General features: G+C 35.1%; 11 protein-coding genes and 1 pseudogene. All 12 read right to left on the reverse strand.

All coding sequences use genetic code 11. The annotated features are described in order from the left end of the window. Positions 1–290: 290 nt before the first annotated feature. Positions 291–2,363 (reverse strand): family 43 glycosylhydrolase, encoded by a 2,073-nt coding sequence (locus BX659_RS19620; protein WP_097019326.1) that lies wholly within the window; start codon positions 2,361–2,363, stop codon positions 291–293. Positions 2,364–2,544: 181 nt separating this feature from the next. Further along, the gene (locus BX659_RS16445) at positions 2,545–5,355 is read right to left on the reverse strand and encodes a LamG-like jellyroll fold domain-containing protein (protein WP_253250808.1); all 2,811 of its coding nucleotides are present in this window, start codon (positions 5,353–5,355) and stop codon (positions 2,545–2,547) included. 359 nt (positions 5,356–5,714) lie between these two features. Next, positions 5,715–7,199 carry an alpha-N-arabinofuranosidase gene (locus tag BX659_RS16450; protein WP_374956487.1) on the reverse strand — a complete coding sequence of 495 codons (1,485 nt, stop codon included), beginning with the start codon at positions 7,197–7,199 and terminating at the stop codon, positions 5,715–5,717. A gap of 42 nt (positions 7,200–7,241) precedes the next feature. Then, positions 7,242–8,327 carry an ABC transporter ATP-binding protein gene (locus BX659_RS16455; protein WP_097019317.1) on the reverse strand — a complete coding sequence of 362 codons (1,086 nt, stop codon included), beginning with the start codon at positions 8,325–8,327 and terminating at the stop codon, positions 7,242–7,244. Then, positions 8,317–9,333, reverse strand: coding sequence for an ABC transporter ATP-binding protein (locus tag BX659_RS16460; RefSeq protein WP_097019318.1), 1,017 nt, complete (start codon positions 9,331–9,333; stop codon positions 8,317–8,319). Before BX659_RS16460 ends, BX659_RS16455 begins: the two co-directional genes overlap by 11 nt. 32 nt (positions 9,334–9,365) lie before the next feature. Further along, complete coding sequence (locus BX659_RS16465; RefSeq protein WP_097019319.1) at positions 9,366–10,499, reverse strand: ABC transporter permease; 1,134 nt, start codon at positions 10,497–10,499, stop codon at positions 9,366–9,368. A gap of 13 nt (positions 10,500–10,512) precedes the next feature. Then, on the reverse strand, positions 10,513–11,496 hold the full coding sequence (locus BX659_RS16470) for an ABC transporter permease (RefSeq protein WP_097019320.1): 984 nt from the start codon (positions 11,494–11,496) through the stop codon (positions 10,513–10,515). Positions 11,497–11,599: 103 nt separating this feature from the next. Next, positions 11,600–13,648 carry an ABC transporter substrate-binding protein gene (locus BX659_RS16475; RefSeq protein WP_097019321.1) on the reverse strand — a complete coding sequence of 683 codons (2,049 nt, stop codon included), beginning with the start codon at positions 13,646–13,648 and terminating at the stop codon, positions 11,600–11,602. A 758-nt stretch (positions 13,649–14,406) separates the two neighbouring features. Further along, positions 14,407–15,405 carry a LacI family DNA-binding transcriptional regulator gene (locus BX659_RS16480; RefSeq protein WP_097019322.1) on the reverse strand — a complete coding sequence of 333 codons (999 nt, stop codon included), beginning with the start codon at positions 15,403–15,405 and terminating at the stop codon, positions 14,407–14,409. A gap of 299 nt (positions 15,406–15,704) precedes the next feature. Then, entirely contained in the window at positions 15,705–16,736 is a 1,032-nt protein-coding gene (locus tag BX659_RS16485) for an aldose epimerase family protein (RefSeq protein ID WP_097019323.1), read from the reverse strand. A gap of 466 nt (positions 16,737–17,202) precedes the next feature. Then, positions 17,203–19,173 carry a transketolase gene (gene tkt, locus BX659_RS16490; RefSeq protein ID WP_106231949.1) on the reverse strand — a complete coding sequence of 657 codons (1,971 nt, stop codon included), beginning with the start codon at positions 19,171–19,173 and terminating at the stop codon, positions 17,203–17,205. A 108-nt stretch (positions 19,174–19,281) separates the two neighbouring features. Further along, a pseudogene (locus BX659_RS19760) lies at positions 19,282–19,380 on the reverse strand (fructose-6-phosphate aldolase); the annotation flags it as partial.

The following is a 19,380-nucleotide window of genomic DNA, read 5'->3' on the forward strand; positions in this document are numbered from 1 at the left end:
CAAGTAATTATAGTTACAGCATAATCTATGAATTAGAAGTACTATATCTCTTAATTTCAATAAATTTTGATTGCGTAGTGAGTTTTAATTCTTTTCTAGACCTTTTGGTTACTTTTAGGGCAATGCTAAAAGTAACTCGGGAAAAAAGCTAATAAGCTTTCCCGAAAAATGTTTTAATAATTTTGCTCACTTTTTAAGAGCAAAAGTGTCACAATCCCCCCTAAAAATCGCTTATCCACGAAAAATATTATCACTATTCCTTTGATGAATAATTTATCTATATAGATAAATTATTCATCTAGATGGCTTCCCCAAATTGAAACTCCACCTTGAGATAAGGCACTAAAAGTCATTACATCTTCTTCCAAACCATCATCCCACTGTTCTAAGAATACACCATTATAAGTTGAACCATCTACTGTTAATTTAACATTATAACCTTCACTAAGTTCCCAGTAACCATCAACCTCGCCAGAAATGGTACCATCCTCATTAAGCTTAATAATAACAGATTCTTTTATATCTGCTGTGATATCTTTACCATGATTAACAAGTTCATATTGACCAATAACATCCTCTACAGTATATTCTCCAATAGTCTCTTCTCTATATCTATGAGGCGCAACTACAAGCCAACCTTCACTATTTATAAACATCTGATGTACTCTAAGTTGATGACCTTCACCTTGACCTGGAAATCTAGTGTGGAAGAGAATGTAATGTTTTCCGCTTTCTTGATCATAATAAGCACTATTATGACCAGGTGATACATACCCTAACTCGTGCTTTGCTAGTTCTCCCAGTTGATGGTGGAATACAAAGTTACCCATTAACTTAACACCATAAGGTGAGATAGCAGCATCATCAAAGAAGGTACCCCTTGAGCCATGAGAATCGATCATATCTTGGCCTTTCGCATCATAGTAAGGTCCATCAGGATTCTTAGAACGGGCTATTCTAATATTATAACCACCATCAGCACCTAGTCCACCATAGCTTAAGAACAGATAATAATAATCTGCTTCTGGGCTATATAATATATAAGGTGCTTCAATTCTACTGTGATTTCCTCCTAATAGCTTCTTACCATAACCTTGATCAGCATAAGGCTTACCTGTTGTTGGGTCAAGTTCTAAAATAAAGATTCCTCCTGAGTAAGAACCATAAACCATCCGCAGCTTCCCTTCCTTATCATAGAAGACATCAGGGTCAACAGTATTTGGATGGATAGTAGCATCATAAATTTCACCATCTGCACCTGCTTCTCCCCACATTCCAGATTTTAAGAAGATGCCTTTATCCTGATAAGGACCTTCTATCTTATCTGATACAGCTAGACCAAGAGCTGATCTTGGAGAATCACCTTTGCACATATTATAGTACATGTAATACTTTCCATCTTCTAACTGAATTACATCAGGTGCCCAGAAAGTGTCAGTCTGTGCCCATTCAAGCCCTTCACTCATCTCTTCTGTCACATTTGGAATCAGTGGATTACCATTGTGGACATGATCACTATACTGTTTCCAGTTAATTAAATCCTTAGAATAAGCAGAAGCTAAATGAGAACCAAAGACCCAATAAGTACCATCAGCCTTGATTACTGAAGGGTCATGAACCGATACACCATTAGGGTCTAATGGTACTTTAATCATATCTGGTGCTTCTAACTCAGCAGCTCCTTTAGCAAGCTCTGCTATTCTATTCTCATCTATAACCACATCATAAATACGTAATTCATCGATCATTCCTTTAAAAGGAGTATCCCAATAGTTAACCGCTAGAGCAAAAACAGAATCTTCATCAGTAAAGATATCAGGAAAATCTCTTCCTGCAAATAACTCTTTCCCATTTAGATATACCTTTACCTTGCCATTATCTACTGTAAAGGCTACATGAGTCCATTGCTTTTTAGGTATTGTTAAAGGAGTATCGGCATCATACCATGGATCATTCCCAGACCAAAGCATTGTCCTACCTACTGGACCTTTTGGTTGAAGACTAATCCACTTTTGTCTACCAGTCTCTTCTTCATTTATACCACCAAAAAAGGTTGTTGTAAAATCTGTAATTGCTCTAGGATTCAACCACATGGATACACTATAACTATTATCTGTAATCAATCCTTTAGGCAAGCGAACACCTGATTTACCATCAAATACAGCAGCTTGGTTTCTCATACCTTTACTATAAGTAATTGAACCGCTATCGTTACTAGTAACAAGCTTACCAACAACTTCACCCTCTCCAAAATTACTGGTTGCATCTTTTAAATTTTTGTCAAAGGTATAATATGCTACTAAACCATCTTCATTAGCAACTGGTTCTATATACTCAGTTTCTTCTACTGGCTTAGCTGACATAGCAAATACAACTGTAGAAGATACAACTGTTAATAATAATAGAAATGACAAGATCAGATTTATTTTCTTTCTCACATTAACTCCTCCTTTTAGATAGTTTAGTAATAAAAATATTTAGGAGGTTATTATAAAGATAGTTTAATAATAACCTCCCTAAATTAACACCTAGCAAAAATTATCTCTATAAACCTTTAGCAAGCTCTTTAACAGTATTTTTAGAGATAGCCTTGTCATAGATACGTAAATCATCGATCATACCTTTAAATGGAGCATCCCACCAGTTAACAGCTAAAGCAAATTTGGTATCATCTCCACTAAAGACCTTAGGAAAACCTCTACCAGAGAATTCCTGGCTACCATTTATATAAACCTTAGCTTCACCATTCTTTACAGTAATTGCTACATGACTCCATTTATCAGTATCAATCTGCATACCAGCAGCAGCATCATACCACTTTGTTCCAGACCACAGCATAGTATCTCCTGTAGGACCATTTGGTACAATACTGATCCATTGCTCCTGAGTTTGAGCACCAAAGAAAGTCGTCACATACTGTTTAATCTCTTTAGGATTTAACCAGAGTGAAACACTATAGCTATTATCAGTAATCAATCCATCTGGTAAACGAATACCTGATTTACCATCAAATACAGCAGCGTGATCAATTACACCATCACTGTAAGTAATTGTACCACTACCTTTAGCATCAATAGTATTTCCAACAACATTACCTGCTGCAAAGCTACCAATTGTATCTTCTAAACTCTCATTAAATGTATAGTGTGCTATTAAGCCACCCTCTATATCTACATTAATATCCTCACTAACATCATTTTTGGCTGTTTCATCTTCAGAGGATATATCACCTACAGCCTCAGTTCCCCAAATAGAGATACCTTCATTAGATAAAGCACTGAAGGTCATTACATTCTTTTTAAGTCCTCTATCCCATTGCTTTAAGAAGACTCCATGGTAAGTTGCACCGTCAATAGTTAGATCAACTGTATAATCACCTGTCAGCTGCCAAGTCCCTGCAACTGCTCCAGAGATAGTTCCATCTGCAGCCAATTTGATATTCTCTGATAGATTTATATCTCCACCAGGATTTCCAAAGGTTGCTTGGATATCGTGTCCATGATTTACATATTGATAGATTCCTGTTACCTCTTCTTTAGAGTATTTAGCAACAGTTTCTCCTTTATAGCTCTGTGGAGTAATTACAGGCCATCCTTTAGAGTTAATTAACATTTGATGGACTCTAACCTGATGGATTCCACCTTGACCTGGGTAACGGGTGTGGAAGATAACATACATCTTGCCAGTCTCTTCATCATAATAAGCTGAGTTATGTCCAGGAGAAAGATAACCTAGCTTTGACTCAACAAAGGCAAAGTTACCAATCATTTTTGCCCCATAAGGCTCAGCATTAGCCCAATTACTTCCATCCACATTTATAAGATCTGCCATATCATTTCCTTGAGGATCGAAGTATGGTCCATCTGGATTCTTAGAACGAGCCACTCGGATATTATATCCACCATCTGGAGCTAAGGTACCAAAGGAAAGGAATAGATAATAGTATTCAGTCTTTGGATTATAAAGAATATAAGATCCTTCCATAGGATTATGATTTCCACCTGTGATTCTCTTACCATAAGTATTATCTGATTTTGGATATCCAGTTTCAGGATCCATTTCTAGCATAAAGATTCCACCTGCATAAGATCCATAAAGCATCCATAGCTTACCTTCAGCATCGAAGAAGACATGAGGATCAATTGCATTTGGATGAATATTAGGATCATGAGAAACTCCCTCTACGTTTATTTCTCCTTCATTATAGGACTTAATTATCATCCTATCATATTTATAAGGTCCTTCAATATCATCAGCAACAGCTAACCCGATAGCTGATCTTGTTGCACCCCAAGCACTAGAGCTAAAATATAGATAATATTTGCCATTGAGCTTGATAGGACTTTTAGCCCAAGTACTTACAGCATCCTCTGGATCTGGCCATTCTAAAGCCTCTTTTAGTTCTTTAGTTGGATTAGGAATAATAGGATTATCTGGAGTAAAACCATTCCCTATTGCTGTCCAACTAATTAAATCCTCAGACTTAGCTGCACCCAAATGAGAACCGAAGATATAGTAGGTACCATCTTCTTCGATTATCATCGGATCATGGACAGATACACTATTAGGATCTATTGGTACTATAACCTCATCTGGTACTTCTAACTCAGCTGCTCCTTCAGCAAGCTTAGCTATCTTATCTGCTGAAATAGCTTCATCATAAATACGTAAGTCATCTATCATCCCTTCAAAAGGTTTATCCCAATAGTTAACTCCTAAAGCAAAGACAGCTTCTTTGTTAGTAAAGAGATCAGGAAAATCTTTTCCTGCAAATTGCTCTTGACCATTTAAATAGACCTTCATTTTACCATTATCTACTGTGAAGGCTACATGAGTCCATTGCTCTGTTGGAATTGTTAGATTAGTTGCTGCATCATACCAATTCTCCCCAGACCAGATCATTGTACGTCCTGCTGGTCCTTGTGGTACTAGACTAATCCATTGGCTTGATGCATCATCTGCTGGTACTGCTCCAAAAAAGGTAGTCGTATAATCTGTAATCTCCTTTGGATTTAGCCAGATAGATACACTATAGCTATTATCTCTAATCAATCCATCTGCTAAACGAAGACCTGATTGACCATCAAATACAGCAGCTTGACCTTTAATTCCATCATCATAAGTAATTGAGCCACCGCTATTATCAATACGATCTCCAGTAACTTTCCCTTCTACGAAATTATTAGTTTTATCCTCTAAATTACCATCAAAAGTAAAGTGAGCTATTAATCCTCCTCCAGCTTCTGTTTCTACTGGAGCTGATGACATAGCTTCTACATTTATGGAAAAAGCAATAGAGAATGATAATAGACATAGTAATATGGATAATAAATCTATATTTAATCTTTTTTTCACATAAATTACCTCCCTTATTAAAAAAAGCCTATTTCATATAATCATTTAAGAGCTAATGATATTGATAATAGGCTTATAGGTTTATAGTGTTATACCTTATTTAATTGTCTTTAATCTGTAATGAAACAAATTGAAAGTTAAAAACTAACTCAAATAATTAAGAAAGATTTCTTTTAAATTCATAATATTCGCAAAATTATTTAAAATCTATTTATAACTTATATAAAACCTGTAGAAACTGCTATATATTTTCAAATATTGGAATGTTTTCTAACCGATTAGAACCTTATTAAAATATTATAGAACTTATTCTAATCGGTTAAGAAATCTATCAAATCAGATTAATCTGATTTATTTAATTAAGATAATGTCAATAAAACTACTGATTTTGAAGGTAATACAGCTTCAACTCCACAATCAGTTAACTTCGCATTTGTAAATTCAGCAGGTTTAACTACTTCTGGATTTTCAAAAGTATTATGAGCATCTATTGTATCTGCAGTTAACACTCTTCCACTTACATTAGATAGATTAAGTTCAGCTGCAATCAAGTTAATATCAACCTTAATATCTTTATTAGGATTTAAGTTACAAAGAGTAATATTGACATTCCCTTCAGCATCTCTAGAAGCAGTTATACTAACTGCTGGTATCTTCTCTTCACCATACTCATAGTCTTCACATTCTAAATCTAAAGCTAATAAAGTAGCATCTTGATGAACTTTATTCATTTCAAAGACATGATAAGTTGGAGTTAAGATCATCTGCTCTTCATCAGTTAAGATCATAGCTTGTAGTACATTAACTGTTTGGGCAATATTCGCCATCTGTACTCGATCACAATGATCATGGAATATATTGAAAGTTACACCAGCGATTAAAGCATCGCGGATTGTATTTTGTTGATATAAGAATCCTGGGTTTGTTCCCTCTTCAACTTGGTACCATCCACCCCACTCATCTACAATTAAAGCTACTTTCTTTTCAGGATCATACTTATCCATGATTGTAGTATGTCTCTCGATCAATTCATTCATGTATAATGTCTTTTGCATAGTTTCAAACCATTCATCCTCTTCATATCCTGTAGCTTTCTTTTTGTTCTCCCAACCACCTGGATGAACATAGTAGTGTAAGCTTAAACCACTCATGAAGTCCTTAGCTTCTCTCATTAAAACCTCAGTCCAATTATAGTCATCGATATTTGCTCCACCAGCAATCTTATAAAGCTTATTATCACCATAATCACGAGCAAAGGTTTGGTAACGACGGTACAGATCAGCATAATACTCAGGGCGCATAAATCCTCCCCATCCCCAGTTCTCATTACCGATACCAAAATAAGTTAAATCCCAAGGCTCTTCTCTTCCATTCTCTTTTCTCCAATCAGCCATAGGTGATTTACCATCAAAGGTCATATATTCTACCCATTGCTGCATCTCTTGTACAGTACCACTAGCTACGTTACCGCAGATATATGGTTCTGTTTCAAGTTGATCACATAAGTCAAAGAATTCATGGGTTCCAAAGTGATTGTTCTCTACTACTCCGCCCCATAAAGTATTGATTACCTTAGGACGGTCTTCTCTTGGTCCAATCCCATCTTTCCAATGATATTCACTAGCAAAGCATCCTCCTGGCCATCTAAGAACAGGAATATCGATATTTTTTAAAGCCTCAACTACATCATTTCTAATCCCTCTAGTATTTGGAATATCAGAATCTTCACCAACCCAGATTCCTTTATAAACACATCTTCCTAAATGTTCTGCAAAGTGACCATAAATATTCTTATTAATCTTTCCTTTTTTAACATCTAAATTTAAAAATGCTTTATTCATAATCAATAACCACCTTCCAACTTTTAATAAAATTTATTAGAATTTTTATTTATTATCTTCATCTTTCTTATTATCATCCACCTTATCATCATCTTCCATCTTCTTGATAAGGTCATCATATCCGTACAACCTCAACTCTTTAGCAAAATGGCATGCAACATAATGTTCAGAATCTTCATCCATTTTCCTCAATGGAGGTTCTTCATTTCTACAAATATCATAAGCATATGGACATCTAGGAGCCAAATTACATCCCTTTGGCGGATTAGATGGGTCTGGTACTGATCCTTCTAGTCTAACCCTCTTCTTCTTAGATCTAGGATCTCCCTCAGGTATAGAACCTAATAATGCCTCAGTATAAGGGTGAAGAGGTTTTTGATAAAGATCATCTGATTTAGCAATCTCCACAATCTTGCCAAGGTACATAACTATAACTCTATCACTAATATGTTCTACTACACCCAAGTTGTGAGCTATAAATAGATAAGTCAACCCTAGCTCTTTCTGCAAATCAGATAATAAATTTAGAACCTGAGCTTGAACCGAAACATCTAAAGCTGAAACCGGTTCATCACAGACGATAATCTTAGGATTTAGTGCAAGAGCACGAGCAATTCCAATTCTCTGTTTCTGACCACCACTAAACTCATGAGGGTAACGATTCATTTGATAATCGCTTAATCCTACTCTTCTTAATAATTGCCTTACCCTTTCAGTTCTTTCTGCTTTAGTACCAATCTTTTGGACCCGTAAAGGCTCAGCAACTATATCACGAACTGACATTCTAGGATTAAGGGAAGAACTTGGATCCTGAAAAATCATCTGAATATCTCTTCTAAGCTCATTTAAGGTAGCATCATCTGCTGTTAGAATATCGATTACTTCACCATCAGCTTTGTAATACTTCACACTACCAGCAGTAGGAGTAGTCAATTTCAAAAGGCAGGCACCAGTTGTAGATTTCCCACAACCACTCTCTCCTACTATTCCAATTGTTTCTCCTCTTTTAACACTAAAGCTTACACCATCTACTGCTTTTACATTCCCCACAACCTTCTTCAAAAGACCTTTCTTAATAGGAAAGTACTTCTTTAGATTTTCAACTTCGAGTATTATATCATTATTCTTCATTCATACTACCCCCTTCCTTTTCAGAAAGCCAACATTTTACTGAATGCTCTTCATTTATGTCAAATGTTGGAGGCATCTTCTCTCTACAAATATCCATCGCGTGTGGACAACGAGGAGCAAAATAGCACCCCTTAGGGAGCTCAGTAAGATTAGGAACAGTACCTTCGATTGGAACTAACTCTTCTTTATTTCCTATCTTTGGTATAGAACTCAATAACCCCTTAGTATAAGGATGCTTAGGATTATAAAAAATTTCATCTACACTTGCTGTCTCTACTACCTTTCCTGTATACATAACCATTACCCTATCAGCAATCTCACCAATTACATCAAGGTCATGGGTAATAAACATAATGGCAGTATTAAATTCATCCTGTAAGTCTTGCATCAAATCAAGAATCTGAGCTTCTACAGTTACATCTAAGGCTGTAGTTGGCTCATCAGCAATTAAGAACTTCGGATTACAAGATAACGCCATTGCAATCATTGCTCTTTGACGCATTCCACCACTTAATTCAAAGGGATATTCATCAACCCGCTTCTCTGGAGCAGGAATCCCCACCTTTCTAATCATTTCAATAGCTATCTCTCTAGCCTCTTCCTTGCTTACACCTTGATGTAAACGAACAGCCTCTATAATTTGAGAACCAATTGTATAAACTGGATTCAATGATGTCATCGGCTCTTGGAAGATCATCGCCATCTCATTTCCACGCAGACTTCTCATCTCTTTACTACGCGGAGAAAGTGAAGTAATGTCAACAACCTCATCTAAACCATAATACTTAATGCTACTTCCAGGTTCAAGCTTGCCCTTTGGCTTAGGAACTAGGTTCATAATTGATTTAGATGTCATACTCTTACCACAACCACTCTCTCCAACTACTCCTAGGGTCTCACCTTCATAGATTTCAAAATCAACATCATCAACGGCCTTAACTACACCTTCATGGGTATAAAAATAGGTTCTTAGGTTTTTAACCTCTAATATCTTCTTTTTATCCATAATTCTAACTCCCCTCACTTTCTACACAAGGTTTAATGATAAGGATCTGCTGCATCTCTTACCCCATCTCCTACAAAGTTAAATGCTAAAACTGTAACTATTATAAAGCCTGCTGGTATAAAGAGCCAAGGATAGTCAGCTAAAGCTCTTATATTCTGAGCATCCATCAACAATACTCCCCAACTGATAGCAGGTGGACGAAGACCAAGACCTAGGAAACTTAAAGTTGTTTCACCTAAAATCATTGCAGGTATTGCCATAGTAACATTTACCAGAATAAAGCTCATACAATTTGGCAATAGATGCCTAAAAATAATTGTACCTCCTTTGGCTCCAAAAGAGTGAGCAGCTTTAACAAAATCCTCTTCTTTAAGAGCAAAAACCTGTCCTCTGATTGTACGAGCCAAACCTGTCCATCCTATAATCGATAGAATTAATGTAATAGCAAAATAAGTTTGAAGTACCGACCAATCTGGAGGAAGTGCTGCTGATAAAGCTAACCAGAAAGGAATTGGTGGAATAGACATTATAAATTCAATTATTCGCTGTATGATATTATCAATTGTCCCTCCAAAATAACCTGATATACCTCCAATCATAAGTCCTAAAGCAAGAGTAATAGCAACCCCAACAAAACCAACTGATAAGGAGATCCTAGCACCATATAAAGTACGAGAGAACAAATCTCTTCCTAAACCATCAGTTCCAAATAAGAACATAGCACCTTCATCAACACCTAAAAGATGAATATTAGTTTTAAATAGTCCTAATAATTTATAAGGATGTCCTTTAGTAAAAAATTTCACTGAATGTTTTTTACTTTCATCTATTTTATAAATCTTAGCTAAAGTTAATGGGTCACGCTCGCCTTTAAGCCCATAAACAAAGGGTTTTTGTAAACCATCTTCTCCTATAATATGGATTCGTTGTGGAGCAACATTTGTGTACTCAGTAAAACGTTGATTAGGATCATAAGTTGAAAGAAAGCCAGCAAATATCGCAGATAGATACAATAAGATTAAAAATCCCATTGAAAACATTGCAACCTTATGCTTTTTAAAGTCACGCCAGATAAGTTCAAATTGCGAAGCTGGCTTCTTACGCTCAAGATCAGTATTATCTACTGAAACATCTTCATTTATTTTAATATTACTTTCATTTTCCATATACTACAACCTCCTATTCATAACGGATTCGAGGATCAACTATCGCTAATAGAATATCTGAAATTAAAGTTCCGATAATGGTTAAGGAACTCAATAGCATCATAATTGTACCTGCTAAATACATATCCTGAGTTTTAAGTGCATCAAGAAGCTTTGGACCAAGAGTTGGTAATCCCAATACAATTCCAGCAAGGGTTCCTCCAGAAATAAGCCCTGGTAACATCCATCCGATTGTACTAACAAAGGGATTGATAGCTATTCTAGCCACATGCTTTACAATAACAATATATTCAGATAAACCTTTTGCTCTTGCTGTTTGAACATAAGCTTTACGTAATTCATCTAGCATCTGCCCTCTCATAATACGGATAAGTCCAGCCATACCTCCTGTTCCTACTACAACAACGGGTACCCAAAGATGCTTTAACATATCGATAAATTTACCGAAGCTCCAAGGTTCTCCCATGTATTCCATTGAAAAAAGACCACTAAGATCTGCTCCGAAAAATTTAACACCTATAAACATTAAGAATAATGCCAATAAGAAATTAGGTATTGCTACCCCTATAAAACCAATAAAGGTAAAGACATAGTCAAAGACAGAATATTGGCGTACTGCTGAATAAATACCTATCGGAACGGCTAAACTCCAAGTAAATAAAACAGTTGCTAAAGAAAGTAAGATTGTAAACCCTATTCTCTCTTTAATTATCTTTGCAACTGGTTGCTGAGCTTTAAAGGACATTCCAAAATCTCCACGGGGAAAACCACTAATCCATTTAAAGTATTGAACATAAGTTGGTTGACCTAAGCCATAACGCTGCTTAATAGCCTCAACTCTATCTTGTGTTACTTCCCCACCTAATCTTTGCTGTTCTGCTATATAAGTCTCTAAATAACTTCCAGGTGGTAACTTAATTACTATAAAAGTAACAATAGAGATTGCAATCAATAACGGAATTGCCATTAGACATCTTCTGATTATATAGTTTAACAATGAAATCTCCTCCCTATCATTTTCTAAAAATCACATTCATCCGACAGATGTCGAATGAATATGATTTCTGAAATTATATTTTCTTAATCAACTTTTTTGTAGCTTATTGATTTCTTCTTGCTGCATCTTTCCAGTAGAATTGCTCAACATAAGCATTCTTAGTTGCTGCTACAGAAGGGTTATCTCCAACTCTACGTACATTACCAAGTCCTTTATTAGAGATTCCTACGTGTCCAGCCATACCAACAGTTCCAATTGATGGCACTTGCTCAGCAACCATATCTCCAATCTTAGTTAAAAGTTCTTTCTGTTTTTCTTCGTTAACATGAGGAATCATTTGTCCCCAAGTATACCAATCAATTGCATATTGAGGTGGTTTAGTAGCATCTGCACCTTCAGGAATATCTCTAACTGTTCCATCAAATGGGTTATAATAATTAAACCAGTTACCCCATTCATAATGTGTCTGGATAGCAGGGTTATATTGATCCCAAGGTGGTCTAGAACCTGTCATAAACTGAGTCAAGATTTGACTCTTACCATTTCCTAGTTGTTGCCATAAAGATCCTTCTTCTAGTGTTTTAAGGTTAACTTTAATACCTATATTTTCCCAATAATCACGAGCTAATTGAGAAGTTTCAACTGCTACAGATCTACTGGAATTCGCTGTTAGATTAAGGATTAATATCTCTCCATCAGGTCTTTCTCTATATCCGTCACCATCATTATCCTTTAATCCAATCTCATCTAACCATTGCTTAGCTGTTTCTGGATCATATTGAGCATAAGATTGAGCCCATTCCTCTTTATATACCGGTACAGTACCAGGTGTATAAGCTAACTGTCGAGGAGTTCCCTGACCTAAGAATACCAATTCGTTGATCTCTTCTCTATTAATTGCTATAGAAAGAGCTTGGCGGAACTTCTTATTCGCTAAGATCTTAGCCATAACTGGATCATCTTGATATTGATGTTGAACTCCAAGAGTAACTCTATTTGCCCAAATTGATTTTCCTATCCAAGCATCATATCCTCCAGATTCTTCATTAGCCTTGAAAGTAGGATAATCCTTTAAAGAAAGGAAAGCACTTGCATAATCGATATTTCCAGAAAGTATCTTTAACTTACGTGTTTCTGCATCTGGTGTAATAATTGTTTTGATCTTATCAATATAAGGCAATTGGTTACCTTCTGAGTCAACCTTCCAATAATAAGGGTTACGCTCATATACTCTACCAGTGGTAGTTATCTCTTTTACTACCCAAGCAGAAAGTCTTGGTCTTCCAACAGGCTTAGGATCAGTAAAGATTGCTGAGTTTTGTTCATTAAATAATTGAACCCATGAACCATATCCTTCTTTCTCAGCCATTTCAACTACATCAGGGTTATATTTAACATGATATTGCTTTAAATAGTGAGCTGGTATAAAGAAGTCCATACCTCGATACCAATAACCATTTATCCAATCAATAAATCCATAATAAGGAATTTTGAAATTAAACTCTAAAGTATAATCATCTAAAGCACTTACTTTCATAGGCTCTCCACCTGGAGCTAACCAAGCTGGGAATATAGGACTGATCTCCTTATTCTGCATAACATCTTCAAACCAGAATACAAAATCATGAACAGTCAATGGTTCTCCATCTGACCATTTCACCCCTTTACGTAAATAAAGAGTTAATTTCTTACCACCATCAGTAAACTTCCAATCTTTAACGAAGTTTCCGATAGTTTCTAGATGATCTAAGTCTTTATTGTGTGTAAGTGGAGCCTCTGAATTAAGCTGTCCAGGAATACCTAAACTATCAGTGTTAAACTGTGTTAACTGAAGAGTACCCCCATATAAACCGACCTCATCTTCTGGATCAACTACCATAGGCTCTTCTGGTAATCTTTCATCTACAGGTGGTAATTCACCTGCTTCCACTTTAGCATGTAACATTGGAGCTTCACCATATTTGCCAACTTTAACAGGTGCTCCTGTTGCTCCTTGACCAGTAGAATTATCAGCTTTATCTTGAGTCTTTTCTGCTGTTTTAGATGTCTCTACCTTCTCGTTATTAGCAGATTGGTCACTTCCACTACAACCTACTAGAGTTACTACTAAAACCAGCATTAAAATTAATATAGTACTTCTGAATTTAAACATTATATTCCTCCTTTGTATTAAAATCTCGATAAACAAAAATACCCATTTCAAAATATTATCTAATTATAAATTAGATAATATTTGCGGGTATTATTATAGACTTATAAACTTATATTTTCTGATTATATTATAACTTATTTAAGTACCTTTTTCCACAGTTAGCTCAAAAGAGGGTGATTTAATCTTAAACACAGTAATTTAATGTAATAACTTATGATATCTCAACAAATTATCATTTCTTATTTCAGCTTATAGTTTTAAAGAATAATTTATTTGAGTTTTTATCTTCTTATAATAATTACAAAATTCACCGCTTATACTAAGTAGTTTTTATTATCTTCTAAAAATTATAGGATACTACTTCACAATAACCAAAAATTATAACGCCTCTTTTCTAACCGTTTAGAAAAAGGTTAAAAAATATTTCTAACCGTTTAGATTACCTCTAAAAAAATATTTCTAACCGATTAGAAGATGTTTGTTACCTTAATTATATACCTAATCTTCATTAATGTCAATCAATAAAACTAATTTTATTGATGATTAAAAGTATTTAAAAGGGGATAACTCACTTATACTAGTAATTACACCTTAAAATTATATTTTTAGGCTAATAAAACTCTTAACTAATTTTGTGGTAGCGTTACCACAAAATTAGTTAGAAAAGCTTAAATACAGCAAAAATAGAAAGGGGTTGATAACAAAACCAATTATCAACTACAGACGGTATAATGCTATTATCTATTCTAGTAATCAGCTCAAGTAGATTCCCTTTTAACTAGCTTGGGTAACACACTCTTATGCTGTGGTGCTTCTTTAGAGCCCTTGATTCTATCAAATAACATATCTATAGCAAGTTTAGACATCTCCTCTTTAGGTAAAGCCATAGTAGTCAGATTCGGTCTAACATAAGTAGCTACACTGTCATCAAAACCAATAATGGCTATATCTTCTGGTATACTCATCTTAAGCTCATTCAACTTATCTATAACTCCTGTCCCCATTACATCATTATACACAAAAATAGCCGTTAATTCAGGACTTCTCTTGATTAATTTTTCAGTAAGCCTAAATCCTTCTCCCCTAGAAAATTCACTTCCTAATTCTATATAGTCTTCATTTATATCTATTTGAAATTCCTCTAAAGCCTTTTTATAACCAATAAGCCTGTCTTCAGTTGTCTTACTATCTTCAACCCCAATAAAACCGATATGCATATGTCCTGCATCAATTAGATGTTTAGTGGCAATAACTCCTCCATCTACATCATTTATTGTAACAGTATCAATCTCATCTATTATTCTACCTCCAGCCAATCCAACTACAGCGATACCTTCAGAATTTATTGTTTCAATAAAATCACTTTCAGTAATCTCCCAAGTTAAAGTAGTAATAATTCCATCAACTCTGTTCTCTAATAAGTTCTTCATATATAACTCTACTCTATCAGTCTTGCTTTCTGTATTACACAAATAAACACTATATCCTCTTTCAAAAGCCATATCTTCAACACTCTTGGCTATTTGAGAAAAGAAATTATTGTCAATAGATGGAACCAGATGAGCCAGAGTATTTGTCTCCTTTCTAGAAAGAGCCCTCGCTATCCTATTAGGTCTATAATTTAACTCTTTTATAGCCAGTTCAACTCTTTTGGTCAACTTATCACTGACATTAACACCTGAGTCAGTATTGATAACAGCAGAAACTGTAGCAACTGAAACACCTGCAAGCTTTGCAACATCTTTCATAGTAGCCATTTATTAATCCCCCTAATCTTATAAACTATTTTAAATTATAATGAATACTATCTATTTATATAATAATTAATTATATTCTAACCGGTTAAGATTAATTATAACTCTATATAATACCCCCTGTCAAGTAATTACAAATATGAAGATTATTTTCTTAAAATATCTTTTCTAAAAAATAAAATAAACTTACTTATCTTATTTATAAAACTAGTGGGATTTATAGATTCTTTAACTAAGTATTATTACTTATAAACTACCTTTATCTCTACTGTTTCTTTTACTTACTCAAAGATAATATAAGATTAATCAATATAAAAACTATAAATACTCTTTGCCGTATAAATCTTCTCTGGTGTATAGGTCTTAGTCGCTAAGCTATCAACATTAATTGCATCTGGGTAATCTTGAGTCTCTAAGCAGAGAGCTAAATGCTTTCTGGCTTCTTGACCACTATTTAATACTCCTTGATCCTCTCTTTTTATCTGATTTCCAGCATAAAAGACTAATACTGGTTGATCTGTCGAAACACTTAATACTCTTCCTGACTCTTTATCCTTTAATGTTACAGAGTTTTCTCCTTCTTCTAAAACATAAGGATGGTCATAACCACCTGTAAATTTAAGCTGTTGATAATCTGCTGCAATCTCTTGACCTACTTCTTTAAATTCTCTAAAATCAAAAGGAGTTCCCTCTACCTCTCTAATCTCTCCTGTAGGCATTGACTGTTCATCTAAGACTAAAAATTTCTCAGATTTTATCATCAATTCATGATTTAAAATATCAGTCTTAGCCTCTCCTGATAGATTGAAATAGCTATGATTTGTTAAGTTAATAATAGTCTCTCTATCTGGTCTAGCTTGATACTCTATTTCTAAGGTATCACCTACTAATAAATATCTAACTACAAATTCTACATCTGCTGGAAAGCCTTCTTCCAAATGAGGACTGAAATAACTTAGCTCTAGTCCATTTTCTAGCTCTGTTACCTCCCAAATCCGCTTATCAAGACCAGTTCCACCATGTAGGTTATTTTCATTTTCATTGGCAGCTAATTGATAGACCTCTCCATTAAGCTTAAATTCTGCATTGCTTATTCTGCCAGCATGTCTACCGATAATAGCTCCAAAGTAAGGTGACTTAGTTAGATAGTCCTCTAAATTATCATAACCTAATACCACATTCTCCATCTTACCATTTTTGTCTGGAGCATAGATCTTTGTAATAATCCCTCCATAGTTAAGTACATTAACCTGTAATTTTTCATTCTTTAAGATATATTCGATTACTTCTTCACCAGTTGCTAATTTACCAAAGCTCTTTTTTGTTATCTCCATCTGATCATCTCCTTAGCTACATGATTTTTATTGCTTAATAGATATATCAAGATACTCTATACTTTAAAAAGTAAGCAAAATCATTAAAATATTTTTCGGGAAAGCTTATCAGCTTTTTCCCGAGTAACTTTTAGCATTGCCCTAAAAGTCACCAAAAAGTCTAGAAGAAAATTAAACTCTCTCAGCAATCACAGTCTTAATTATTATTAATATTAGACTCTCTCTAGTTAAGATTTTGATTAACTTTAAATTTTAATTCAATTTTTGCTTCGTTCAAACAATAATTTTCTTCGGTATAAAAATCTTTAAAGCCCTTTAACTGTCAACCGTACACTGTACACTGAGATAAAAGTGTCCTAATATCCTTTTATTACATCATTTTTTCTACAAAATAAGAATCCATAATACTCTGCTTTAAAGTATATGGATTCTTATCAGAATTACTATATTGTACTAAACCTTATTTTTATAACTTAGCTAAGATTTTTTCTGCTACATCTTCAGCTGTGAAACCAAAGTGCTTAGCTACTTGCTCACCAGGACCACTAGCACCAAAGGTTTCCATGCTAATTGTCATATCTTGAGGTCTTAAGAATTGATACCAACCTTGAGCAACCCCTACTTCCATTGCTACTCTTAATTCAGTATCTCCTAAAACTTCTTCAACATACTCTGTTCCAGAAGCTGCAAAGTTACTTCTTTCAGGTACAGAAACAATTTTAGCCTCTTTACCTTCTTTAGCTAATAATTCTGCTGTTTCTACTGCTAAAGAAACCTCACTACCGCAAGCAATTAAAGTTACATCAGCATTGTCAGCATCCTTAACCACATATCCACCTTTGTAGAATCCCTCAATTCCTCCTACCTTATCAAGGTGAGGTAAGTTCTGTCTAGTTAAGACTAACACTGTAGGTCCATCAGTTTTTTCCATTGCTGCAACCCAAGCTGCTTTGACCTCTTCTTCATCAGCTGGTCTAAATACTTGTAAGTTAGGAATTAATCTTAAAGCTTCTGTATGCTCAATTGGTTGATGGGTTGGTCCATCTTCACCAACATAGATTGAATCATGAGTAAAGACATAAACTACTGGCTGCTTCATTAAAGCTGCCATTCTAATTGCAGGTCTTAAGTAATCTGAGAATACATGGAAGGTTGAAACAAAGGGTCTTAATCCACCATGTAGTGAGATACCATTTGCAATAGCACCCATCGCATGCTCTCTTACACCAAAACGGAAGTTACGACCATTATAATTATCCTTTTGTATCTCAGCATATTTATCTAAATAAGTCTTATTAGATGGTGCTAAATCTGCAGAACCACCAACTAAGTAAGGTACCTCGTCAGCAACTTTTTGTAAAGTAGCCCCAGAAGAACTTCTAGTAGCAATTGGAGCCTCTATCTCAAAGTTAGAGATTACTTCTTTAAAGTTAGCAGGCAATTCTAAGTTTTGAGCTTGATCCCACTCTGCTTTTAACTCTGGGTTAGCTTCTGCCCACTTAGCAAAAGTAGCTTTCCACTCTTCTTCTAGCTTTGCTAACTCTTCAGCTCTTTTTGCTCTAGCTTCTGCTACCTCCTCTGACACGTAGAATTTCTGGTCAGCAGGTAAACCTATATTCTCTTTTAATCCTTGAATCTCTTCATCACCTAATGGAGCACCATGAGCTGCACTTGTTCCTTCTTTAGTAGGTGCACCGCAAGCAATCTTAGTGTGAGCTACGATCAAAGTTGGCTTATCTGTTACTTTCTTACCTTCTTCAATTGCTGCTCTTAAAGCATCGATATCATGTCCATCTACAGCATCAATCACGTGCCAATCATAAGATTTAAATCTAGCTGGAACATTCTCAGTGAAAGTAATGTCAGTACTACCACCAATTGAGATTTCATTATCATCATAAATAGCAATTAATCTTCCTAAGCCTAAATGCCCTGCTAAAGATGCTGCCTCTGAAGTAATACCTTCCATCATACACCCATCACCTAGTAAAGTATATGTATAATGATCTACGATTGAAAATTCATCGGTATTGTATTTTTCAGCCATCATTCGCTCTGCTACTGCCATTCCCACTGCATTAGCAAAACCTTGCCCTAAAGGTCCAGTAGTTGTATCTACACCTGGTACATCTTCATATTCAGGATGTCCTGGAGTCTTAGAACCAAATTGTCTAAAGTTCTTTAAATCCTCTAAGGATAAATCATAACCAGAAATGTGTAATAAAGAATAAATCAAAGCTGATCCATGCCCTGCAGATAAAACAAAACGGTCACGGTCTGCCCAAGTTGGATTAGCTGGATTGTGCTTCATCACCTCTTGGTAAAGTAAAGCTCCTATATCTGCACATCCTAAAGGTAACCCAGGATGACCAGAGTTTGCTGCTTGCACTGCATCAGCCGATAAACCTCTAACTGTATTAGCTATTTGCTTTAACATAATTGCCCTCCTTATAATTTAGTGTAAGTGTCGGTGTGAGGGTGAGTATTTTTATCAATTTCTTTTTTCCTTAACTCACACCCACACTAGTCACTCACACTATTTTAATTATCCTTGTGCTTTTTCCCAATCTGCTAAGAAGCTTTCGATTCCTTTATCAGTTAATGGATGATTTGACATCTTTTCAATTACTCCATAAGGAATTGT

It is taken from the genome of Orenia metallireducens, assembly GCF_003001995.1.
GTDB lineage: Bacteria > Bacillota > Halanaerobiia > Halobacteroidales > Halobacteroidaceae > Orenia > Orenia metallireducens_B.

Bases quoted from the DNA above. Each gene is read 5' to 3' on its own strand.
- BX659_RS16455 (WP_097019317.1), bottom strand. From the start codon at position 8,327: ATGAAGAATAATGATATAATACTCGAAGTTGAAAATCTAAAGAAGTAC.
- BX659_RS16485 (WP_097019323.1), bottom strand. From the start codon at position 16,736: ATGGAGATAACAAAAAAGAGCTTTGGTAAATTAGCAACTGGTGAAGAA.
- BX659_RS16460 (WP_097019318.1), bottom strand. From the start codon at position 9,333: ATGGATAAAAAGAAGATATTAGAGGTTAAAAACCTAAGAACCTATTTT.
- BX659_RS16480 (WP_097019322.1), bottom strand. From the start codon at position 15,405: ATGGCTACTATGAAAGATGTTGCAAAGCTTGCAGGTGTTTCAGTTGCT.
- BX659_RS19620 (WP_097019326.1), bottom strand. From the start codon at position 2,363: ATGTCAGCTAAGCCAGTAGAAGAAACTGAGTATATAGAACCAGTTGCT.
- BX659_RS16475 (WP_097019321.1), bottom strand. From the start codon at position 13,648: ATGTTTAAATTCAGAAGTACTATATTAATTTTAATGCTGGTTTTAGTA.
- BX659_RS16465 (WP_097019319.1), bottom strand. From the start codon at position 10,499: ATGGAAAATGAAAGTAATATTAAAATAAATGAAGATGTTTCAGTAGAT.
- tkt (WP_106231949.1), bottom strand. From the start codon at position 19,173: ATGTTAAAGCAAATAGCTAATACAGTTAGAGGTTTATCGGCTGATGCA.